20 protein-coding genes and 2 pseudogenes are annotated in these 20,877 nt (G+C 70.7%); 2 read left to right on the forward strand and 20 right to left on the reverse strand.

The window, feature by feature from the left end; all coding sequences use genetic code 11:
• Nucleotides 1-212: 212 nt before the first annotated feature.
• The 9 genes from SSOG_RS41370 to SSOG_RS41410 all read right to left on the reverse strand — a co-directional run bounded on the left by SSOG_RS41370 (nt 213) and on the right by SSOG_RS41410 (nt 4,478).
• Nucleotides 213-566 carry a gas vesicle protein K gene (locus SSOG_RS41370; protein WP_234364923.1) on the reverse strand — a complete coding sequence of 118 codons (354 nt, stop codon included), beginning with the start codon at nt 564-566 and terminating at the stop codon, nt 213-215.
• Entirely contained in the window at nt 563-772 is a 210-nt protein-coding gene (locus SSOG_RS50585) for a gas vesicle protein (RefSeq protein ID WP_009720289.1), read from the reverse strand. Before SSOG_RS50585 ends, SSOG_RS41370 begins: the two co-directional genes overlap by 4 nt.
• On the reverse strand, nt 769-1,596 hold the full coding sequence (locus SSOG_RS50590) for a GvpL/GvpF family gas vesicle protein (protein ID WP_086015832.1): 828 nt from the start codon (nt 1,594-1,596) through the stop codon (nt 769-771). The genes SSOG_RS50585 and SSOG_RS50590 overlap by 4 nt, the downstream gene beginning before the upstream one ends.
• Entirely contained in the window at nt 1,593-1,997 is a 405-nt protein-coding gene (locus tag SSOG_RS41385) for a gas vesicle protein (RefSeq protein ID WP_009720291.1), read from the reverse strand. The genes SSOG_RS50590 and SSOG_RS41385 overlap by 4 nt, the downstream gene beginning before the upstream one ends.
• A gap of 2 nt (nt 1,998-1,999) precedes the next feature.
• Nucleotides 2,000-2,251 (reverse strand): gas vesicle protein GvpG, encoded by a 252-nt coding sequence (locus SSOG_RS41390; RefSeq protein ID WP_009720292.1) that lies wholly within the window; start codon nt 2,249-2,251, stop codon nt 2,000-2,002.
• 12 nt (nt 2,252-2,263) lie between these two features.
• Nucleotides 2,264-2,980: a GvpL/GvpF family gas vesicle protein gene (locus SSOG_RS41395; RefSeq protein WP_009720293.1), complete on the reverse strand. Its 717-nt coding sequence runs from the start codon at nt 2,978-2,980 to the stop codon at nt 2,264-2,266.
• A gap of 2 nt (nt 2,981-2,982) precedes the next feature.
• A complete protein-coding gene (gene gvpJ, locus SSOG_RS41400; protein WP_106516722.1) occupies nt 2,983-3,354 on the reverse strand; it encodes a gas vesicle protein GvpJ in 372 nt (123 codons plus the stop codon).
• A 184-nt stretch (nt 3,355-3,538) separates the two neighbouring features.
• Nucleotides 3,539-3,847 carry a gas vesicle protein GvpO gene (locus SSOG_RS41405; RefSeq protein WP_009720295.1) on the reverse strand — a complete coding sequence of 103 codons (309 nt, stop codon included), beginning with the start codon at nt 3,845-3,847 and terminating at the stop codon, nt 3,539-3,541.
• 4 nt (nt 3,848-3,851) lie between these two features.
• Nucleotides 3,852-4,478: a TetR/AcrR family transcriptional regulator gene (locus SSOG_RS41410; protein ID WP_039939991.1), complete on the reverse strand. Its 627-nt coding sequence runs from the start codon at nt 4,476-4,478 to the stop codon at nt 3,852-3,854.
• Between the two features lie 148 nt (nt 4,479-4,626).
• Here SSOG_RS41410 and SSOG_RS41415 point away from each other — a divergent pair, with 148 nt between their 5' ends.
• Both SSOG_RS41415 and SSOG_RS41420 read left to right on the forward strand, forming a co-directional pair.
• Nucleotides 4,627-5,817 (forward strand): cytochrome P450, encoded by a 1,191-nt coding sequence (locus SSOG_RS41415; RefSeq protein WP_009720297.1) that lies wholly within the window; start codon nt 4,627-4,629, stop codon nt 5,815-5,817.
• 5 nt (nt 5,818-5,822) lie between these two features.
• Complete coding sequence (locus tag SSOG_RS41420; RefSeq protein ID WP_039939993.1) at nt 5,823-6,041, forward strand: ferredoxin; 219 nt, start codon at nt 5,823-5,825, stop codon at nt 6,039-6,041.
• A gap of 6 nt (nt 6,042-6,047) precedes the next feature.
• Here the strand turns inward: SSOG_RS41420 and SSOG_RS41425 are convergent, their stop codons facing one another.
• From SSOG_RS41425 to SSOG_RS41470, 11 genes and pseudogenes are all read right to left on the reverse strand, one after another.
• The gene (locus SSOG_RS41425) at nt 6,048-6,899 is read right to left on the reverse strand and encodes a DUF4142 domain-containing protein (protein WP_009720299.1); all 852 of its coding nucleotides are present in this window, start codon (nt 6,897-6,899) and stop codon (nt 6,048-6,050) included.
• A 794-nt stretch (nt 6,900-7,693) separates the two neighbouring features.
• Nucleotides 7,694-7,951 (reverse strand): annotated as a pseudogene (locus SSOG_RS58040) (FhaA domain-containing protein); the annotation flags it as partial.
• 91 nt (nt 7,952-8,042) lie between these two features.
• Nucleotides 8,043-8,438: an SseB family protein gene (locus SSOG_RS41430; RefSeq protein ID WP_039939996.1), complete on the reverse strand. Its 396-nt coding sequence runs from the start codon at nt 8,436-8,438 to the stop codon at nt 8,043-8,045.
• A gap of 159 nt (nt 8,439-8,597) precedes the next feature.
• Nucleotides 8,598-9,386 carry a hypothetical protein gene (locus tag SSOG_RS41435; protein WP_234364907.1) on the reverse strand — a complete coding sequence of 263 codons (789 nt, stop codon included), beginning with the start codon at nt 9,384-9,386 and terminating at the stop codon, nt 8,598-8,600.
• Nucleotides 9,387-9,664: 278 nt separating this feature from the next.
• Nucleotides 9,665-10,705 (reverse strand): NAD(P)-dependent alcohol dehydrogenase, encoded by a 1,041-nt coding sequence (locus SSOG_RS41440; RefSeq protein WP_009720304.1) that lies wholly within the window; start codon nt 10,703-10,705, stop codon nt 9,665-9,667.
• A 212-nt stretch (nt 10,706-10,917) separates the two neighbouring features.
• Nucleotides 10,918-12,288 carry an MFS transporter gene (locus SSOG_RS41445; RefSeq protein ID WP_009720305.1) on the reverse strand — a complete coding sequence of 457 codons (1,371 nt, stop codon included), beginning with the start codon at nt 12,286-12,288 and terminating at the stop codon, nt 10,918-10,920.
• Between the two features lie 100 nt (nt 12,289-12,388).
• Nucleotides 12,389-13,921 carry a mannitol dehydrogenase family protein gene (locus SSOG_RS41450; RefSeq protein WP_009720306.1) on the reverse strand — a complete coding sequence of 511 codons (1,533 nt, stop codon included), beginning with the start codon at nt 13,919-13,921 and terminating at the stop codon, nt 12,389-12,391.
• Between the two features lie 11 nt (nt 13,922-13,932).
• Nucleotides 13,933-15,166, reverse strand: a pseudogene (gene manD / locus SSOG_RS41455) (D-mannonate dehydratase ManD).
• Nucleotides 15,163-16,161: a 2-hydroxyacid dehydrogenase gene (locus SSOG_RS41460; protein WP_009720308.1), complete on the reverse strand. Its 999-nt coding sequence runs from the start codon at nt 16,159-16,161 to the stop codon at nt 15,163-15,165. Before SSOG_RS41460 ends, manD begins: the two are co-directional and overlap by 4 nt.
• Nucleotides 16,158-17,192, reverse strand: a complete 1,035-nt coding sequence (locus tag SSOG_RS41465; RefSeq protein WP_009720309.1) for a LacI family DNA-binding transcriptional regulator — start codon at nt 17,190-17,192, stop codon at nt 16,158-16,160. The genes SSOG_RS41460 and SSOG_RS41465 overlap by 4 nt, the downstream gene beginning before the upstream one ends.
• Before the next feature lie 171 nt (nt 17,193-17,363).
• Nucleotides 17,364-20,741, reverse strand: a complete 3,378-nt coding sequence (locus tag SSOG_RS41470) for a pyruvate carboxylase (RefSeq protein WP_009720310.1) — start codon at nt 20,739-20,741, stop codon at nt 17,364-17,366.
• Nucleotides 20,742-20,877 lie beyond the last annotated feature (136 nt).

Genomic DNA, 20,877 nt, shown 5'->3' on the forward strand with positions numbered 1-20,877 from the left:
ACCGATTCCGGTTCAGGTTATGTGGGGCGTGGACACATTTACCGAAACCCAAGAAACGGTAAAGTGGCACACCATGATGGAGTGACTGGATTCCAGGGAAAAAGATGCCGGTGCGGGCTCGCAGGGTGGTCGAGTGCGCCTTGAGGGGCGGGTGGTGAGGGTGAGGCGTCGCCCGCGGAGCCGCCCCTGCGTCTGGTCCGGCGGACCCCGCCCTACGCCTGGCCCGCCGGGGACAGCAGGGTCCCCAGCGGGCCGAGGTCGAGGTTGAGGTCCTCCATGCGCAGACCGTGCCGGTCGCACATCTCCTCCATGCGCTGCTGGAGGATCATCAGCGTCATCCCGATCCGCTCCTCCTGCTCCTCCGTCAGATCGCCCTTGTCGACCCGGTGCAGCGCCTGGCGCTCCATCAGCTGACGCAGCAGCTCGACCACGGTCAGCACGAGCTGGGCCAGATCGCGTTCCACCGAGTCCGGGTCGGTGCGCAGGCGCTGAGCGGCGGTGGGGCGGTCGGGAGTGGCTGACATGCGGCGGGGGTTCCTTCCGGTCGGGGCGGTGGCGTCCGTCAGAGCAGCGGGGGAGCCGGGTGCTCGGCGTCGACGGGGGCGATGACCGCGCGCAGGTCGATCCGTACGAGATCGACGTCCGCGATGGACAGCACGAGGTCCCCGGCGAGCACGACACCGCCCTGGAGCAGCCGGTCGAGGATGTCGATCAGGGCGACCTCGCGGCCCGCGAGCGCCCGGGTGTCCTCCTCGTCCAGCGAGGTGCTCACGCGGACTCCCGGTGGGCGACCGGCGCGGGCGGGAGGGCGAAGGAGTACGGCGCCCAGGGGCCGGTCACCTCGACCCGCACCCCCTCCTGGCCTTCGGTGGCGGCCAGGACGCGGGCGCGGAAGTCCTCGGCGCGGTCGGCGGGCACCAGATACGCGTCGTTGGCGATGTTCTCCCCGGCCTCTGCGCCGCCCGCCTTGGCCAGCTCGCCGCGCTGCGGCCGGTGGGCGACCCGCTCCACGGCGATCTCCCCGGCCTCGTCGGCGATGCGCGCGGCCGTCCGCACCGCGGCCTGCCAGGCGTCCTCGGCGCCGCGCCGCCGTCTGCGGCGCGCGGCGAGATACGCCCGGCCGGGGCTGAGCCCGGAGTCCCCTGCGTCGTCCTCCGGCGCCGCCGCGGCCGTCTCGCCACCGGCGTCCGTATAGACCTTGACGCCCCATTCGACGTGCCCGGTGAGCCGCTCCAGCAGCGGCAGGAACTCGTCCCGGCGCTCCTGGAGCATCTGCCGCACCCGGTCCTCGTCCCGGTACACGGTGGCCAGCCGCAGCGGCAGTACGGCGCCCAGCGGGGCCAGCGCCGCCACCACCCCGTGGTGGCCCCGGGCCAGGGTTTCCAGTCGGGGCAGCTCCTCCAGGCGCGCCTTGAGCGCCGCTTCCCCGAACTCCCGGGCCGGAACCGGTCCGACGGCCGCGGCGAGGTCACCGGTTTCCACGAGCCCCACCTGCTCGTCGGCCACCCCGCGCAGCGCGGCGACCGCCCGCGCGGCCTCGGGGGTGGGGCGCAGCACCGCGTAGGCGTACACCATGTGCTGTGCGATATCGGTCACCCGTCCACGCTCCTGTCGCTCCTGTCGCTCCCGTTCTGGGTCTGTGCCCGCAGCGCCGCGATCTCGGCGCGCAGCCGTGCGTTCTCCTCGCTGAGGGACCGTTCCGCCCCGTCGCCCCCGCCGCTCTCCACGGCAGGGGGACGGGCGCGGGAGGACAGCGACGGATCGTGCTCCCACCAGTCGATGCCCATCTCCTTCGCCTTGTCGACGGAGGCGACGAGCAGCCGGAGCTTGATGGTGAGCAGTTCGATGTCGAGCAGGTTGATCCGGATGTCGCCCGCGATCACCACACCCTTGTCCAGCACCCGTTCCAGGATGTCGGCGAGGGACGGGGCGTCCCGCTGCTCGTACGAGGCGGGCAGGCGCGGAGAACCCAGCCTGCCCGCTACCGGTTCTGTCATCGTCAGGTGGCTCGTCTCTGCTCGTACCGTTCCAGCTCGTCCAGCCGGTCCAGCAACTCGTCCTCGCGGCGGTCGTATTCGTCCTCGCCGATCCGCCCGGCCAGCAGGTCCTGTTCCAGTTCGGTGAGGGCGCGCCGGACCGGTGCCGGGTCGTAGTACTCGCGCTCGGCGGCCTCGAGCACCTGCTCGGCCACCCAGACGGTCGTGCGCACCGGCGCGAGCGGAAAGGTGAGGAGCCCGGTCAGCAGTCCCACGGCGCCCCGCCCTCAGGCCACGAAGCTGTACGGGGGCAACGGCCCGCGCAGCCGGAAGTCGTAGCCGTCCCCGTAGCCCCGCGCCAACTGCCGCGCGGCCTGGGAGAACTCCTCGGCGCGCCCCCGCTCCACCAGGAACGAGGCATTGAGGAAGTCGTCACCGGCCGGGGAGGCCACCACCTTGTGGCGGGCCATCCCGGCCAGCCGTCCCACGACCTGCTCGGCGAGTCTCTGCTGCCGTACTCCCAGCTGGCGGGCGACCAGTTCGCCGAGCGCCACCCGGTCCTCGTGCGAACCCCGGCCGTCGCGGGTGCGCTCGTTGAGGCGCCGCGCGTCATCGGACTCGGTCAGCACCTCCCGCAGCAGGTCGTCCTGGGAGCGCGCCGCCTTCAGGTTGAACTCCGCGGTGGCGTCCAGCTCGTCGAGGCCGCGTACGTACTCGGCGCGCTTGGCGTCCAGCGCCGACTTCACCGCGACCTCGTCGGGCGCGAGCAGCCCGAACCGCATCGGCAGCACCGCCCCGTCCGCCATCAGCCGCTCCTGCACCTCCTGGTGTGCGGCCAGGTCGCGGCGCTTGGGGCGCAGGCTCTCCGGCGCCGGGCTCACCACACCGGTCAGCGGGCCGCTGGTCACCGCGCGCGGCGCGCCGGACACGCCGCCCACCGCGCGCAGCCCGTCCAGCCGCAGCGGATGGTCGGAGCGGGTGATCGCGTAAAGGTAGAGATGCATGGTCACTTGTCCTCGTCATCGTCGCCGCCGAACACATTGCCGATGGCGTCGAGGGCGCCGGTCAGCGCGCCCTCGGTCTTGCCCCGGGCGCCGCCCTCGACGATGTTGCCGACGATGTCGCTCAGCTTGTCCGGGGCCTTGCGGCCCGATTCCAGGTCGAGGCGGTTGCACGCCTCCGCGAAGCGCAGATACGTGTCCACGCTGGCGATCACGATCCGTATGTCGATCTTCAGGATCTCGATGCCCACGAGGGACACCCGGATGAAGACATCGATGACGAGGCCGCGGTCCAGAATGAGTTCGAGAATGTCGAAAAGGCTGCCGGTTCCTGAACCGGTCGAGGTGGTGGCTGGTACTCCGCCGGTCTGCGTCATGACGGTCACGTGTGGTCGTCCTCTCGCTCGCTCGGTCTGCCCGAAGGCTTGTACGAGCGGGACGGCACCCGTGTTCACTCTTGATACGCGGGAAACACGTGTGCCGCACAACGACGAGCGCCCCGCGCCGCTGGGACTCGGCGGCGCGGGGCGCGGGGGGACGGGATCAGCGGGAAAAGGGTGGTCAGCGGCCGCGGTCGAGCTGGCCGCGTGCGTAACGGCGCAGCCTTTCGTAGCCCAGGAGCATGCCCTGCGTGTCGAGGGTCACCCGGTACGAGGCCAGGATGGTCATGGTGTCCGGCACCCGTTCCAGCTCCACCACCTCCACATCGGCCAGCCATCCGTCCTGTGTCGGCTGCAACGCGGAGACGGACTCCGGCGCGGTGCCCAGCAACTCGCCGAGCTGCTGGGCCGCGCCACGCATGGCCTGGGCCGCGGGAACCCGGCGCGGCCGGTCGTTCGTCTCCGGAGTGTCCGGATCAATGCTCGTCATGGTCCTACCGTGCCAAGTCGGCGGAGTGTGTGGTGTGCGGATCGCCAAAGCGCGTGACCGGCAGATCCTCCAGCAATGTGGCGAGCGCGCCGGTGACGAGCGCGCACACCTCGTCCGGATCGGCCTCGGCGAGCGACTCCTTGCCCACGACGACCCGCATCAGCCCGATGCCCAGCATCCATGAAAGCGCCAGGTCGGCGCGGAGTCCGCGGTCCTCGGCACTGCTCAGGGACGCCAGCACCCGGGCGTAGTCGTCGCCCATGTCGCGCACCGCGGTACCGATCTCGTCGCCGCTGCCCACCGAGCGCAGCAAGGTGGCCAGCGCACGGTCCTCCCGCGTCCGGTCGCCGTGTCCGAGCATGCCGCGCAGCGCGGTCTCGAACAGCTCTCTCGGCGGTGTGGTGTGCAGCTGTTCCTGGCCGTCGTGCGACACCACCTCCCCGAACAGGGCCTTCTTCGAGCCGAAGTAGCGGAACAGCAGCGCCTGGTTCACCCCGGCGCGCTCCGCGATGTCGCGTACGGTGGCCCGTTCGTATCCCCGCTCGGCGAACAGCGCCGACGCCGCCTCCAGCAGCATCCGCCGGGTGCCCTGCGCGTCCCGCCGAGGTGCTTCCGGTGTGGTTCCACCCATCATCCACTCCTGTCGTCGGCCGACCGCCCCACCGTTCGCCGCCCGCCGCTCCGTCGGAGCGTCAGAACACCGGCCGAGAGGCGCCGTTGACCGTATCAAGGGGACCGGCATAGCTTCGTAAGCACGTGCTTACGCCAGGGAGGTCACGATGACCACAGCGGAGACGACACCCATCGCCTATCCCTTCAACGACCCCGAGGGCCTGGATCTGTCCGGGGCCTATGAGGAAGCGCGCCACCGCCCCGGACTGGTCCGGGTGCGCCTGCGGTACGGCGAACCCGCCTGGCTGGCCACGCGGTACGCCGACGCCCGACTGGTCCTCGGCGACCGGCGGTTCAGCCGCGCGGAGGCCCTCAACCGGGATACGCCACGCCAGGGCGAGGGACAGATGGACGGCGGCATCCTGAGCATGGACCCGCCCGACCACACCCGGCTGCGCACCCTCGTGGCCAAGGCGTTCACCGTCCACCAGGTGGAGAAACTCCGGCCGTACGTCCGGGAGTTGACGCACTCGCTGCTGGACGAGCTGGAGGCCGCCGGGCCGCCCGCCGACCTGGTCGACCGCTACGCGCTGCCCATCCCGGTCGCCGTCATCTGCCGGTTGCTCGGGGTGCCGGAGGAGGACCGGCCGAAGTTCCGGGTGTGGAGCGACGCGGCCCTGTCCACCAGCTCCCTGACCGCGGCGGAGTGGGAGCGCAACCGCGAGGAACTGCGCGCGTACATGGCCCGGTTGGTGCAGGAGCACCGGGAAGCCCCGCGCGACGACATCATGACCTCCCTGATCGAGGCGCGGGACCAGGGCGACCGCCTCTCCGAGCTGGAACTCGTCGATCTGTGCGTCGGCATCCTCGTCGCCGGGCACGAGACCACGGCCACCCAGATCCCCAACTTCGTGATGGTGCTGCTCGACCACCCCGACGAGCTGCGCCGGTTACGCGAGGAGCCCGAGCTGATCAAGGGCTCCGTCGAGGAACTGATGCGGTTCGTCCCGCTCGGCGTCGGCGCCTCCCAGGCCCGCTACGCCACCGAGGACATCGAGGTGGGCGGCACCCTGGTGCGGGCCGGGGAGCCCGTCCTGGTGGCCGTCGGCTCGGCCAACCGCGACGCCCTGCGCTTCGACGAACCGGGCAGGCTGAACGTCGCCCGCCCCGCCACCCAGCACCTGGGCTTCGGCCACGGGGTGCACCACTGCCTGGGCGCGCCGCTGGCCCGCCTGGAGTTGCAGGAGGCCCTCGGCGCGCTCATCGGCCGCTTCCCGAACCTGCACCTGGCCGGGGACGTGGTGTGGAAGGACCAGATGCTGGTTCGGGGGCCGCGGGTCATGCCGGTGGGGTGGTGACCCGGATGACCTGGAAGGCCGAGGTCGACGGCGGCCGGTGCATGGCGTCCGGCATGTGTGCCGGGATCGCGCCCGATCTGTTCGTCCTGGACGACGAGCGGGCGCGTCCGCTGAGCGAGGAGGTTCCGGAGGAGGAACGGGTGCTGGACGTGGCGGACTCCTGTCCGGCCATGGCCATCACCATCGTCGACGGGGGTGCGACGGTGGTCGGGCCGCGTCCCTGAGCGGCGTTACGGAACGGCGGGCGGCGAGGACACGGCGGGCGGCGTCGTGACCCCGCCGGCCCCGCTCGCCGCCCCCGCCCCCAGCCCGGCACCGTTCACCACGTTGGGGTCGAGGCTCTGCTCGCCGCCGTTGTCCGCCGTGCTCACGGAGTTGGGCGGGGCCGTGGGCTTCGACGTGCCGACGATGAACGTGGGTTCACCGGGGGCGGGCTTGGGCGGGGTGGTGAACTCCGGGCCCTGGGTCGGGGTGGTGGTGATCTGCGAGACGGCGGAGTCGAAGTTGACCATCCCCGTCTTCTCCATCTGGGTGATGTGGTCGAGCACGGTGTTGTTGGCCTGGACCGCGAGCCTGCGCACCAGCGAATTCTTGGTGGTCTGCCGGATCTTGGCGATGGAGCTGAAGATCTGGCCGTGGGTGACGCGCAGGATGTTCGCGTAGTAGGTGTCGAAGTCCTTGCCGGTCTTCGCGTTCATCGTGTCGATGAAGCCCTGCTGTTGTGGTGTGGGCTTGTTGGGCAGGGTGATGCCGAGTTTGGGCGCGACGTCCCGGCTGATGGCGTCCAGCAGCTGATGGCCGTCGAGCAGATGCTTACCGGCGGTCTTGACCTGCTCCGTCGTCCCCTTCTGGAGCCCGATCTTCCCGGCCGGGTACTCCCACAGCCCGGCCAGCCGCACCTTGACCACGAAGTCCTTGTCCGCCCCGCTGAGCGGCCCGAACTGATTGTCCGACATCTTGCTGAGATTCGTGGCGGATTCCTGCGTCAACCCGGTCATCACGGGGGAGACGATCACGGCGAGGGTGACCACTACCGAGCCGATGAGCAGTGAGGTGCCTGTCACAAAGTACCGTGATCGCATGGAGCCTCCTGGCGGGGACCGCTTGTCGTTGTACGGAGCAGTTGTCGCGTCGCGCTGATGTCAGGCGCCGACCGACACCAGTGAATACGGACCGTTCACTTCCGTCGCTCAAACATCTTGCCGTTTTTTACCCGCTCTTGGGTGGACGCCCCGTGACCTGTGCGGTCGCTACGATCCCGTCGTGGCCCTCTTCCTGATCGAGCGTCCCTCGCCCCACTCCGCCGACGAGACCTGGCGGCGGCTGACCCAGTGGCAGCGGCACGGCAGCTACGTGCCGTTGAGCAGCGTGGCCCCGCGGTCCGAGGGGCCGACGCGGGTGGGGTCGGTGGTCGTGGCACGCACCGGGGTGGGCCGGATCGGCTTCGAGGACCCCATGGAGGTGGTCCGCTGGGAACCGCCGGACGGCGGACGGCCGGGGCTGTGCCGACTGGAGAAGCGCGGCTCCGTGGTGCTCGGCTGGGGCCGAGATCGAGGTGTGGGGCCGACGGAGAGCGGTCGCGGGCGGTCTGGCGGGAGGAAGCGCGGGTGGCGCGGCTGCTACGCTTGCTGCACGCCACGAACGTCTGGGTCCGGCGTCTGAATTTTGAACGGGAGCTCCCCGCGCTGCTGGAGGACTGGCGAGGACCAGGAGGACTATGATGGTAACGCCCTAGGCCGCGCCGTCGGCGAAGGCGTCCGCGCGGATGTGGGTCAGCGGGGCGGCGGCCACCCGGTAGCGCCCGTTGGGCACCCTGGCTCGACTTGGTGACGTGGACGGTGAGCGGGCCCGCCCACTCGTACCCCTGCTCATCCGCGTGCCGCATCAGGCTGTCCGTGAGCGTCTGGCCCGCCTGCTTGCCGTGCCGGGACAGCTCCTCGTACACCTCGTCGGACAGTTCGACGTCATAGGCGTTGGGCACGACCACCCGACTCGAACTGCACACCACTGCCTGACTGTCGCATTCCTCTCGCAGGGCTCCGAGCAGTTCCACCGGCTCGTTGGGGAACACCTTGGCGATCAGTGCGTCCTCGAAGCGCTCTATGGCTCGTTCGATCCGGGTCAGTGTGTCCATGGTCACGCGGGTGCCCGTAAAGAAGCGGGTGTATGTGCGCGACTACGGTCCGCACATACACCCGCGCCCTGGGTGAGCATGGGGAAAACGCTCAGCCGGCGCGGCTGAGCAGGGTCTTCACCCCGGTGGCCGTCAGCGTGACCGCTTCCGGGGCACCCGCGTCGATGGTCAGGGAAAGCTCCTCGGAGGGCCAGCCCTGAGCCAGCGCGCCCAGCGGCACCTGGTGGTAACGCTCGATCTGCGGCAGCGCCTGGTGCATGCGCTCCGGGGTGGTGAAGACCGGCACCAGCTGGGCGCCGTCCTCCTGCTGGAACACCGGCAGGGTCACGGCCTGCGGGTCGGTGTTCTCGGTGCTCTCGGCGGCGGGAAGCAGTACCTCACTCCCCGCGAGGGTGTTCAGCGCGGACTCGTCCGCACGGTCGGCAGCCAGCTCGCCGAGGGCGTGCTGAGTGGCGGTAACGGCGTTGTCATCGGGAAGAGCAGTCATGATTCCGTCCAAGATCGGGATATGCGAGTGGCCGTGCCCGGGAGCGGGCGTCCTGGCCACGGCTGGCTCGAATACCCGGTTGTATGGCACTCACACATCCCGTGGCGGAGTGTTTTCGTTTTCTGCTCGGATTTGGCGCGGGTGCCGCTTGGGCGCCGCTCAGGTGCCGCGGTACGCCGTGTAGTTCCGGAAGAGCAGATAGGTGTCGAGAATGTCGGAGGACGCGCTCTCGACCGACCGGTAGATGCCCCACTTGGGCCGCTGGTAGTCGCCCTGGTCCGGCATCTTCACGTTCGACATGCTGCCCTGCACCGCGACCGGGGCGCCGGAGCCGGTGCCGTTACGGGCCGTGAATGTGGCCTTGCCGCTGGATCCGATGGTCAGCTTCCACTCGATGGTGATCCACTTGTTGCGCAGCGGCGAGAGGTCGGTCGAGGCGATGTCCGGCGAGCCGGAGTTGGCGTACGCCCGAGCCCGCAACGTCTCCTTGCTGCCACTGCGGCCGAGGTCCAGGGTGAGGTACGGGCCGCCGTTGTCGACCGGGGTCTTGGTCTGGAAGATGTGCGTGAACTTGCTGGTGCCGTGCAGGGAGGACGGCATGTACATCTCGTACGAGAGGGTCCAGGTCTCCCCGTCCCGCATCTTCAGCTTCGTACCGCCCTGCACCATGCCCTTGGACTCGGTGCGCTGGCGGTCACCGCCGCCGGTGGTGTCGCGGTCGTCCTTCCAGATGTTGAAGCGGTAGTGGTCGCCGCCTTCGATCACGACGTAGTCCCGGTCAGGGTGCTGATTGCCGCGGTCGGCCTCGATGCCCTCGAATGCCTTGAGCCCGACGCCGGACGGGCTGGGATTCCAGACCAGTTGCGGCGCCAGGGCGGCCGCGGCGGCCGGGGAGGCGCCCGACGTCAGCTGCCCGAGGAGGGGTACGCCGACGGCCGTGGCGGTCATGGAGCCGAGTAACGTCCGACGACTGAAACCGCGTGGAGCAGAGTCTTCTGCCATGGTGGGTCCCTGTGGAGGAGGTCGGAGGAGCGGGGAAATGGTCGATCCCGCGCGTATGCGCGGGCGTGGCGCGTACATACGATGGACTGGACCATTGGGGTCGTCAAGGCTCGCGACAGGGTTATTCATCCCATGTCTTGGCAATGACCTCGGCGGCCGCCCCCGAGAAGGGAACGGCCGCCGAGGACGTAAATGCACTCTGTGGATACGAAGCTGAGCGTGCGTCAGATCGTGGCGGCGTCGATGACGAAGCGGTAGCGGACGTCGCTGGAGAGCACCCGCTCGAACGCCGTGTTGATCTCCTCGGCGCGGATGGTCTCGATCTCGGCGCCCACCCCGTGCTCCGCACAGAAGTCGAGCATCTCCTGCGTCTCGGCGATGCCGCCGATGAAGGAACCCGCGAGGGTCCGGCGGCCCATGACCACCGAGAACAGGTTGAGCGAGATGGGCTCCTCCGGGAGGCCCACGTTCACCAGCGCGCCGTCCGTCTTCAGCAGCTTCAGGTACGCGCCGAAGTCCAGCGGCGCGGACACCGTGGACAGGATGATGTCGAAGGTGCCGTCCAGCTCCTCGAAGGTGTCCGGGTCGCTGGTCGCGTAGTAGTGGTCCGCGCCGAGCCGCAGCCCGTCGTCCCTCTTGCGCAGCGACTGGCTGAGCACGGTGACCTCCGCGCCCATCGCGTGCGCGATCTTGACGGCCACGTGGCCGAGGCCGCCCATGCCCAGGACGGCGACCTTGCTGCCCGGCCCGGCCTTCCAGTGGCGCAGCGGGGAGTACGTGGTGATGCCCGCGCACAGCAGCGGGGCGGCCACGTCCAGCGGCAGCGCGTCCGGGATGCGCACGACGTAGTTCTCGTCGACGACGATGCCGGTGGCGTAGCCGCCGTAGGTGGTCTCGCCGTACTTGTCGGTGGAGGCGTACGTGGCGGTGTGGCCCTCGGCGCAGTACTGCTCCAGGCCCTTGCGGCAGTTCTCGCAGCGGCGGCAGGAGTCCACGAAACAGCCGACGCCCACCCGGTCGCCGACGGCGTACTTGGTGACACCCGATCCGACCTCGGTGACGACACCGGCGATCTCATGACCCGGCACCAGCGGGAACGGCACCTCGCTCCAGCCCTCTCGGACCTGGTGGATGTCCGAGTGGCAGATGCCCGAGTACTGGATGTCGATCGCCACGTCGAACTCGCTGACCGCACGGCGCTCGATCGTGGTGCGCTCGAGCGGGGCCTTGGGGGCAGGTGCGGCGTAGGCGGCAACGGTACTCATGGGGCGTTTTCACTCCTTGCGGTGGATCCGTGTTCGGTCTCCTTCGAATCCATGGCCGAACACCGTGGCAAGGGTGCCAAGGTGAGGGCAGAGTGGCCAAAAGTTGAATCAATCTGAGAGGATGGTGGCTAGCGGGGGAGAAGCGGGGAGATACGCCCCGAGCGGGCCGCCGGAGGACGCCGACGACCCGCCCGTCATGGGGAAAGTACCGGTCACACGGGTTGGCGCGGGATGGTGGCGTCGGCCGGGGTGTTCAGATCACGGTCCAGGGTTTCCGGGGTTATCCGAGTCGTGATGAGACTCACCGCCGCGACCACCGTCATGTAGACAGCGACCGGTATCCAGGAGCCGGTGAACGCGGTCAGCAGGGCGCTACAGATGAGCGGTGCGACGCCACCGCCGATCACCGAGGAGAACTCCCGGCCCAGGGCGACCCCGGCGTAGCGGTAGCGGTTCCCGAACAGCTCGGGGAAGTAGCTCATGTGCACGCCGACCAGACCCTGGCAGGCCAGGATGAAGCCGACCGCGATCGCCACCACGATGGCCACCTCGGAGCCGGAGTTCAGCGCGATGAACGTCGGGGCGGGCAGCAGCACCATGGCGCTGAGGATCAACGTACACACCGGGCGCCGTCCCAGACGGTCCGAGAGAGCGCCGAACGCGATGGCCGCCACGCCGCCGCACAGGGAACCGATCAGCAGCACCTCGGGCACGAAGCTCTTCTCGACGCCCACGCTGGACACCAGGTAGGAGGCCATGAACACCTGGTAGGTGTACGACTGTGTGCTGACCCCGAAGTTCATGAGGATCACCAGCAGCAGGGGCTTGCGGCCGTGTTTGAAGACCTCCTTGACCGGTGAGGCGGGCCGCTCGTGCTGGGCCTTCAGCTCCTGGAACACCGGGCTCTCGTGCAGCTTGCGACGCATGATCATGGCGGCCGCGGTCACCAGGATGCTGCTGGCGAAGACCACCCGCCAGCCCCAGGACATCAGGGCGTCATCGGGGAGTTGCTGGGCGAGCATCCAGGCCACCGCGCCCAGCGCGGTGCCGAGCGCCGCCCCCGTCATGACCAGGGATGACAACCTGCCGCGCCGCCCTGGGGCGGCCGTTTCGGTGAGCAAGGTGGCGCCCCCGGCCTGCTCGGCGCCCGCGCCGAAGCCCTGGGCCATGCGGCAGATCAGCAGCAGGATCGGGGCGAGGATGCCCACCGTCCCGTACGTCGGGAGCAGACCGATGGCGAGGGTGGAGCCGCCCATCAGGAACAGGGTGGCGATCAGCACCCACTTGCGGCCGAGGCGGTCCCCGAAACGGGAGAAGAAGAGCCCGCCCAGCGGCCGGGCCGCGAAGCCGACGGCGTAGGTGCTGAAGCTGGCGAGGAGGCCCACGGACGCCGAGACATTGGGGAAGAACAGATCGCTGAAGATCAGCGCCGAGGCGGTGCCGTAGATGACGAAGTCGTACTGTTCGAGCGCGGTGCCGACCAGACCGGCCCAGGCCGCGCGGCGTACCGCCTGGGGGTCGGCGGGCGGTTCACCGGTCGGGGTGGTGGCGGGTGGCGGGGGAGTGGCGGTGTTGCTCTCCATGATCCATGCCTCCTTGAACGGATCGGAGCGGAATCGGGCAGGGCGAAGCAGGGGCAGTGGCGGGGACGGGGGACGAAGGGGGACGAGGGTGGTCGCGGTGTCAGGCGGTCCGGCCACCGGTGGCATCGGCCGCCGCCGCGGCGGGGCCGTGCCGGACGATGATGTCGATGAGGTCGGCGATCCGGGCGGTGAAGGCCGGATGGTCCGTCAGGTGGTCGCCGAGCAGCCCGCTCTCCAGCACGGCCTCGACGAACGCGGTACGGGGCCCGGTCGGCGCGGACCGCGCGAGGCCGGCCAGCGGCTCGCGCGCCGGATCGGCCATCGCGGCCGCCTGGGGCCCGGGTGAGAAGCCGGACGGCGGTGCCACACAGCACAGATACGCGGCCACGGTCAGAGCCAGATGGTGGGGCATCCGCCCGGCCCGCAGATGGAGCAGGGCCGGTTCCGGCACCCGCTGGCGGAGCTTGACCGAGCCGTCCGAGCCGACCTGCCGGGTGCGGTGGCCCAGCGCGGTGTTGGCCCAGCGGTCGAACAACTGCCCTATGTATTCCTCCAGTTCGATGTCGGCGGGCACGGTGAGGCTCGGCAGATAGTCGTCGTGGAGCACGCTGCGCGCGGCCTCGGCGATGAACGGCCGGGCGATGGCGTCCGGGATGGTCTCCCGCCCGTCCAGCGCGCCGAGATAGGCGATGAGCGAATGGGTGCCGTTGAGCAGCCGCAGCTTCAGCAGCTCGTACGGTTCCACATCGTCCGTGAACAGCGCTCCGCCGTGTTCCCAGCGCGGACGGCCCGCGGCGAAACGATCCTCCATGACCCACATGGAGAACGGTTCGGCCGGTACGGGAACGGTGTCGCGTACCCCGAGGCGGTCGGCGACCGCGTCACGGTACACATCGGTGGTCGCGGGCACGATCCGGTCGACCATGGAGCTGGGGAACGTCACCGAACGCGCCAGCCACGGCAGCAGCTCCTCGCGCTCCGCGGCCGGGAGCGCCTCGGTGAACTCGTGCACCAGCCGCCGGGTCTGGGCCCCGTTGCCCACCAGGTTGTCGCAGCTGAGCACCGTCAGCGGCCGGGCGTGGGTGCGGACCCGGCGCTGGAGCCCGCGCACGATCCGCCCGATGGTGGTCCGGGGCGGGCCGTCACCGCGCAGATCGGCCCGCACCGCGGGGGAGTCGAGGTCGAGGCCGTGGGTGCGCGGGGAAAAGGTGTAGCCGTGCTCGGTGACCGTCAGGGTGACGATGGCCGTACCGGGCGCCGCCAGCGCGTCCTGGACCTCGTCCGGCTGTTCCGCGGCCACCAGCGCCCCGGTGTGCACCGCGGGCACGCTGACCCGGGTGCCGGAGGGGGAGATCTCCACCACCGCGTAGCGCAGTTGCTGCTCGCGCAGTGCCTCGGCCACGGTGACGGAGCGTCCGGCGACCCCGAGGATGCCCCAGGGGCCGTCGGTGTGGTCCAGCGCGGCCGCGGTGTGGACGGCCTGGTGGGCGCGGTGGAAGTTACCGAGCCCCAGATGCACGATGCCGGTCTCGGTGGGCGGCCGCCGCGGAGTGAGCACGGACGCCGCGGCGGTGCTGCGGTCCAGGCGCGGCAGACGCGCAGGGGTGGCCAGCGTGGTGGGGGGTGTGGTCATGGGGGAGATCCTCACCAATCCGTCATCGAGCCGTCGCGCCGTCGCGCGACCGGCAGGTAGGCGGGTTCGTACGGAAAACGGGCGGCGAGCGTTTCGTCCACCTCGACCCCGAGGCCGGGCTGGTCGCCGGGGTGCAGATGTCCGTCGGCGTAGGACCACGCGTGCCCGAACACCTCGTGCACGAGCGGTTCGTAGCCCATGTACTCCTGGGATGGCGAAGTTCGGCGTGGCCAGGCCCACGTGCAGCGACGCGGCCAGCGCCACCGGGGACACGTCCGAGGGGCCGTGCGGGCCGAGCCGTATCTGCCAGATCTCGGCGAGGGCCGCGATCCGCCGCAGATGGCTGATCCCGCCCGCGTGGCTCACACAGGTCCGTACGAAGTCGATCAGCTGCTCGGTGATCAGCGACTGGCATTCCCAGACCGTGTTGAACACCTCGCCGATCGCCAGCGGCACGGTGGTGTGCTGCCGTACGTGCCGCAGCACCTGCTGGTTCTCCGCGGGGGTGACGTCCTCCAGCCAGAACAGGTCCACGTCCTCCAGCGCGCGCCCGAGCCGCGCGGCCTGGCCGGGGGTGAGCCGGTGGTGCGCATCGTGCAGCAGCTTCAGTTCGGGCCCGACATGGTCCCGTACGGCGGTGAGCACCTTCGGCGCGTGCCGGAGGTAGGCGTCGGTGTCCCACACCTCCTCCACCGGAGCGGCGCCGCGCCCGGCCGGTTCGTACCCCCGGCCGCTCCGGCTCACCCCGTACACCGTGTCCAGGCCGGGGACACCGCTCTGCGCCCGCACCGCGCGGAACCCCTCCTCGCGCCGGGCGTCGATCGACTCCAGCAGCTGCGGCACGTCCCAGCCGGTGGCATGGGTGTACGTGAGGATCCGGTCGCGGACCGCGCCGCCCAGCAGCTGGTAGACGGGCTGGCCGGTGGTCTTGCCCTTGATGTCCCACAGCGCCATGTCCACCGCGCCGATGGACGTCATCGTCACCGGGCCGCGCCGCCAGTAGACCCCGCGGTAGAGGTACTGCCAGGTGTCCTCGACGCGTGCCGGGTCACGGCCGATGAGCAGTGGGGCCACATGGTCCCGCAGATACGAGGCGACGGCCAGCTCACGGCCGTTGAGCGTGGCGTCGCCCCAGCCGACGAGGCCCTCGGCGGTGGTGATCTTGAGCGTGATGAAGTTGCGGCCGGGGCTGGTGATCAGCACCTCGGCGGCGGTGATGGTGTCGCTCTTGGGCGTGGTGCTCATCGGGCCACCGCCACCACGTTGCGCAGCGGCTCGCCGCCGGCCAGCCGGCCGATGTTGGCGGTGATGTCGGCGGCGCGGCGGATGAAGGTCTGGCGGGTGAGGCCGGAGGAGTGGGGGGTCATCAGTACGTTGTCCAGCGTCTCGAAGGGATGCCTGCTGGGGGCGCCGGTGTGTCCGCTCGTCGGGTACTGGTACCAGACGTCGAGCGCCGCGGCCCCGATGGTGTGGGTGCGCAAGCCCTTGTACAGCGCGTCCTCGTCCACGACGGGGCCGCGGCCGACATGGACCAGCACCGCGGAGGAGCGCATCCGGGACAGCTCGGCCTCGCCGATGAGCCCGGTGGTCTCCGGTGTGTGGGGCGCCGACACCACGACCACGTCGGAGGTGTCCAGCAGTGCGCCGAGGTCGTCGATGGTCCCGGACCAGGTCAGCCCCTCGGCCGCCGCGTCCACCTCGCCCCGCCGGGTGACCGCCACGCCGCTCGCGCCGAACGCCCGGAACCCCTGCCAGCAGCGGGCGCCGATGTGGCCGAAGCCGACGAAGCCGATGGTGGCCGCGGACAGCGAGTCCATCCAGGGGGAGCGGGGATCGTGTGCGGGGGAGTCCCACACCGCGCGGCGCAGCGCGTCGTGCTGGCGCAGAAAGCCGCGCCGCAGCAGGATCGCGGCCGATACGGCGTATTCGGCGATCGCGTCCTCGTGGTGGAAGGTGTTGGCCACCTGCGTGCCGGGCGGCAGCGCGGTCAGGTCGATCTTGTCGGTCCCCGCACCGGCCGTGTGGACCAGCCGGAGCCGGGTGGCGAGGGCGGCCGTCCGGGCGGTGCACTGCCCCGCCACCAGCACGTCCGCGTGCGGCACCGCGGCCTCGACCGCCTCGGTGTCCCGGGGTTCGGGCCAGCTGACGACCGTACCCTCCGGAAGGGCGGCCTCGAACTCGGCACGCAGCGGACGCAGATTGGCGTCGGCGACCACCACGGTCAGCGGCTCCGCGGTCATGGTGTGTCCTTCCCCGCCGCCACCGCGGCCCCTACCGGAGCGGAGTGCGCCGGGCCGGTGGACCCGCGCACGATGAGCTGGGTGGGCAGCCGCAGGGTGCGGGGCATCTGCCGTTCGCCGCCGAGGACCTGCCCCAGCAGCTCGTGGCTGAGCGCCCCGGCCCGGGCCATCGGCACCGCGATGCTGGTCAGGGACGGCTGCGCCACTTCGGCGAACGGGATGTCGTCGACGCCGATGACGCTCAGCCGCTCGGGAACGCTCAGCCCCAGCGCCCGGGCGCCGGAGATCACGCCCAGGGCCATCAGATCGTTGTGCGCGATCACGGCGGACGCCCCCGATGCCATGACGCTCGCCGCGGCGGCCGTGCCGCCCGCCACCGTCTCCGACTGCCAGCCCAGCAACTCCAGCTCAAGACCGGCGCGTTCGGTCTCGGAGCGGATCAGCGCGACCCGGTGCGCGTTGGACCACGAGCGCTGCATGCCCTGTACGTAGGCGATCCGCCGATGGCCGAGCGCGGCCAGGTATTCCACGGCCTGGCGCATCCCGTGGGCGGCGTCGGCGATCACACAGTCGGCGCCGGCCGTCTCCCGGTTGACCAGTACGACGGGGGTCCGTCCGCACAGGTCCAGGACCTCGTCCGCCTCCAGCCGGGGCGAGCACACGATCAGCCCGTCCGCCTGACCCGTCATATGCGCGATCACCTCGCGCTCCCGGTCCGGGCTCAGATCGGTGTCGGCCAGCACGACGGTCTGCCGACGGCGCCAGCCCTCGCCCTGGGCGGCCTTCACGAAGGCCCCGAAGACGGGGTTGGCGATGTCGGGGACGACGACGGCGACCGTGGCGGTCTCCGTGTCGGCGGGGCTCTCGGCGGCACGGGCGGCCACCGGTGGTTCGTATCCCAGCTCTTGGGCAACGGCCAGGATCTTGCGCAAGGTCTGCGGTCCGAGCCGGTCCGGGTTGCTGAACGCCCGGGAGGCCGTGGACAGCGCCACGTTGGCGCTTTTGGCGACGTCGGTGAGGGTGGGGGCCATGGCGGCCCGCTACCGGCGTGAGGAGAGGTTGCGGGTGAACGACATAGTGCATGGTGTTCACCGTTGCGCAACCTTGTCAACGGTTGCCGAAGTATTGGCAAGGCCCCGGTCCGGTGGCCTGAATCTTCCACCGGACCGGGGCCGTGCGGCTCTGCCTCGTGAGGCTCCGCCTCAGCCGAGGTCGACCAGCAGGTCACCGCCCTCCACCTGCTGGATGGTGTTGATGGCCACCCGGGAGACCCGGCCGGCCTTCGGCGCGGCGATGGTGGCCTCCATCTTCATCGCCTCGATGGTGGCCACGGTGGCACCCGCCTCGACCTGGTCGCCCTCGGCGACGGTCAGCGTCACCACCCCGGCGAACGGCGCGGCCACATGGCCCGGGTTGCTCTTGTCGGCCTTCTCGGTGGCCGGGATGTCGGAGGCCGCCGAGGTGTCCCGGACCTGGATCGGGCGCAGTTGGCCGTTCAGGGTGGACATCACCGTACGCATGCCGCGCTCGTCGGCCTCGCCGATGGCCTCCAGCTCGATGAGGAGCCGCACTCCGGGCTCCAGGTCCACCGCGTACTCCTTCCCCGGGCGGATCCCGTAGAAGAAGTCCTTGCTGTCCAGCACGCTGGTGTCGCCGAACGTCTCCCGGTGGGTCTCGAACTCCTTCGTCGGGCCGGGGAACAGCAGCCGGTTCAGGGTCCGGCGGCGGTCGTCGGCGAGGTGCTGCCGGTCCTCGGCGGACAGCTCCTCCGTCGTGGGCTTGGCCTCCGCGCGGCCCTCCAGCGCCTTGGTGCGGAAGGGCTCCGGCCAGCCGCCGGGCGGGTTGCCCAGCTCGCCGCGCAGGAAGCCGATCACCGAGTCCGGGATGTCGAACTTGTTGGGCTCGGCCTTGAAGTCCTCCGGCGACACCCCGGCGCCCACCAGGTGCAGCGCGAGGTCGCCGACGACCTTCGAGGACGGGGTGACCTTGACCAGGTGGCCGAGCATGCGGTCGGCGGCGGCGTACATCGCCTCGATGTCCTCGAAGCGGTCGCCGAGGCCCAGCGCGATGGCCTGGGTGCGCAGGTTGGACAGCTGGCCGCCGGGGATCTCGTGGTGGTACACCCGCCCGGTCGGCGAGGCGAGGCCCGCCTCGAACGGTGCGTAGATCTTGCGCACGCTCTCCCAGTACGGCTCCAGCCCGCCGATCGCCTCCAGATCGAGCCCGGTGGGCCGCTCGGAGTGGTCGGTGGCGGCCACGATCGCCGACAGCGAGGGCTGTGAGGTGGTGCCCGCCATGGACGCCACCGCCCCGTCCACCGCGTCCGCGCCCGCCTGGATCGCGGCCAGATAGGTGGCGAGCTGTCCGCCCGCGGTGTCATGGGTGTGGAGGTGCACCGGCAGGTCGAACTCCCGGCGCAGCGCGGACACCAGCTTCGCGGCGGCCGGGGCGCGCAGCAGCCCCGCCATGTCCTTGATGGCCAGCACATGCGCGCCCGCGTCCACGATCTGCTCGGCGAGCCGCAGATAGTAGTCCAGGGTGTACAGCTTCTCCGACGGATCGGACAGATCGCTGGTGTAGCACAGCGCCACCTCGGCGACCGCGGTGCCGGTGTCCCGTACCGCCTCGATGGCGGGCCGCATCTGCCCGATGTCGTTGAGCGCGTCGAAGATCCGGAAGATGTCGATGCCGGTGGCGGTGGCCTCGTGGACGAAGGCGTCCGTCACCTCGGTGGGGTACGGGGTGTACCCGACGGTGTTGCGGCCGCGCAGCAGCATCTGGAGACAGATGTTGGGCACCGCCTCGCGCAGCGCCGCCAGCCGCTCCCAGGGGTCCTCGGCGAGGAACCGCAGCGCCACGTCGTAGGTGGCGCCGCCCCAGCACTCCAGCGACAGCAGCTGCGGCACGGTGTGCGCCACCGCCGGGGCCACGGCGAGGAGGTCCTTGGTGCGCACGCGGGTGGCCAGCAGCGACTGGTGCGCGTCCCGGAACGTGGTGTCGGTGACCCCGATCCGCGGCGACTCGCGCAGCCACCGGGCGAACCCCTCCGGGCCCAGCTCGGTGAGGGTCTGCTTGGACCCGGCGGGCGGCGCCCCGCCCGGTACCTGCGGCAGCTTCCCGGACGCGTCGATCAGCTGGGGCCGGGGGCCGTGCGGCTTGTTGACCGTGGTGTCGGCGAGATAGGTGAGCAGCTTGGTGCCGCGGTCGGCGGAGTGCCGCGCGGTCAGCAGATGCGGCCGCTCCTCGATGAACGACGTGGTGACGTTCCCGGCCCGGAAGTCCGGGTCGTCCAGCACGGCCTGGAGGAACGGAACGTTGGTGGACACCCCGCGGATACGGAACTCGGCCACGGCGCGCCGGGCCCGCCCGATCGCGTGGTCGAAGTCGCGGCCCCGGCAGGTCAGCTTCACCAGCATCGAGTCGAAGTGCGCGCTGATCTCGGCGCCGGCGTGGGTGGTGCCGCCGTCGAGGCGGATGCCCGAGCCGCCCGGCGAGCGGTAGGCGCTGATCATGCCGATGTCCGGGCGGAAGCCGTTGGCCGGGTCCTCGGTGGTGATCCGGCACTGGAGCGCGGCGCCGCGCAGATAGACGGTCTCCTGCGACAGACCGAGGTCGGGCAGGGTCTCCCCGCTGGCGATCCGCATCTGCGACTGGACGAGGTCGACATCGGTGATCTCCTCGGTCACCGTGTGCTCGACCTGGATCCGCGGGTTCATCTCGATGAAGACGTGGTTGCCGTCGCGGTCCAGCAGGAATTCCACCGTGCCCGCGTTGCGGTAGCCGATCTCCCGGGCGAACTTCACCGCGTCCCCGCAGATCCGCTCGCGCAGCTCCGGGTCGAGGTGGGGCGCGGGCGCCATCTCGATGACCTTCTGGTGGCGGCGCTGGAGCGAACAGTCGCGCTCGAACAGGTGCATGACATTGCCCTCGGCATCGGCGAGGATCTGCACCTCGATGTGGCGGGGCTCGACGACCGCCTTCTCCAGGAAGACCGTCGGGTCGCCGAACGCCGACTCGGCCTCGCGGGCCGCCGCCTCGATCGACTCGCGCAGCAGCCGGGGCTCCTCGACCCGCCGCATCCCGCGCCCGCCACCGCCCGCGACGGCCTTGACGAACACCGGGAAGCCCAGCTCCTCCGCCGCCCGTACCAGCTCGTCCACGTCCGAGGAGGGCTCCGAGGAGCCGAGTACCGGCACTCCCGCGGCCCGGGCCGCGGCCACCGCCCGCGCCTTGTTGCCGGTCAGCTCCAGCGTCTCCGCGCTCGGGCCGACGAAGGTGATCCCCGCCTCCTCGCACGCCCGCGCGAGGTCGGGGTTCTCGGACAGGAAGCCGTAGCCCGGGTACACCGCGTCGGCACCGGCCTGCCGCGTCGCTTCGACGATCTCCTCGACGGACAGATAGGCCCGCACCGGATGGCCCGGCTCACCGATCTCGTACGCCTCATCGGCCTTCAGCCGGTGCAGCGAGTTGCGGTCCTCGTGCGGGAACACCGCGACGGTTCGCGCCCCCAACTCATAGCCGGCGCGGAACGCCCGAATGGCGATCTCTCCTCGGTTGGCGACCAGCACCTTGCGGAACATGTGCGTATCCCTTCCTACTGCCCGTCCTACTGCCCGGTACGAACACAGCCTGCTCGCGACACTACTGCTGCCCAGCGCGCCGGACGGCACCCTTGTGATCCAGTTCGCACCTCGGGCATGGTGCCCGGGGGACCGA

Source organism: Streptomyces himastatinicus ATCC 53653 (assembly GCF_000158915.1).
Lineage (GTDB): Bacteria > Actinomycetota > Actinomycetes > Streptomycetales > Streptomycetaceae > Streptomyces > Streptomyces himastatinicus.

Coding starts and splice junctions, on each gene's coding strand:
- SSOG_RS41415 (WP_009720297.1), top strand. CDS start 4,627: ATGACCACAGCGGAGACGACACCCATCGCCTATCCCTTCAACGACCCC.
- SSOG_RS41470 (WP_009720310.1), bottom strand. CDS start 20,741: ATGTTCCGCAAGGTGCTGGTCGCCAACCGAGGAGAGATCGCCATTCGG.
- SSOG_RS41395 (WP_009720293.1), bottom strand. CDS start 2,980: ATGCATCTCTACCTTTACGCGATCACCCGCTCCGACCATCCGCTGCGG.
- SSOG_RS41430 (WP_039939996.1), bottom strand. CDS start 8,438: ATGACTGCTCTTCCCGATGACAACGCCGTTACCGCCACTCAGCACGCC.
- SSOG_RS41450 (WP_009720306.1), bottom strand. CDS start 13,921: ATGACCACACCCCCCACCACGCTGGCCACCCCTGCGCGTCTGCCGCGC.
- SSOG_RS41410 (WP_039939991.1), bottom strand. CDS start 4,478: ATGGGTGGAACCACACCGGAAGCACCTCGGCGGGACGCGCAGGGCACC.
- SSOG_RS41465 (WP_009720309.1), bottom strand. CDS start 17,192: ATGGCCCCCACCCTCACCGACGTCGCCAAAAGCGCCAACGTGGCGCTG.
- SSOG_RS41385 (WP_009720291.1), bottom strand. CDS start 1,997: ATGACAGAACCGGTAGCGGGCAGGCTGGGTTCTCCGCGCCTGCCCGCC.
- SSOG_RS41405 (WP_009720295.1), bottom strand. CDS start 3,847: ATGACGAGCATTGATCCGGACACTCCGGAGACGAACGACCGGCCGCGC.
- SSOG_RS41440 (WP_009720304.1), bottom strand. CDS start 10,705: ATGAGTACCGTTGCCGCCTACGCCGCACCTGCCCCCAAGGCCCCGCTC.
- SSOG_RS41420 (WP_039939993.1), top strand. CDS start 5,823: ATGACCTGGAAGGCCGAGGTCGACGGCGGCCGGTGCATGGCGTCCGGC.
- SSOG_RS41435 (WP_234364907.1), bottom strand. CDS start 9,386: ATGACCGCCACGGCCGTCGGCGTACCCCTCCTCGGGCAGCTGACGTCG.
- SSOG_RS41445 (WP_009720305.1), bottom strand. CDS start 12,288: ATGGAGAGCAACACCGCCACTCCCCCGCCACCCGCCACCACCCCGACC.
- SSOG_RS41460 (WP_009720308.1), bottom strand. CDS start 16,161: ATGACCGCGGAGCCGCTGACCGTGGTGGTCGCCGACGCCAATCTGCGT.
- gvpJ (WP_106516722.1), bottom strand. CDS start 3,354: ATGACGCAGACCGGCGGAGTACCAGCCACCACCTCGACCGGTTCAGGA.
- SSOG_RS41425 (WP_009720299.1), bottom strand. CDS start 6,899: ATGCGATCACGGTACTTTGTGACAGGCACCTCACTGCTCATCGGCTCG.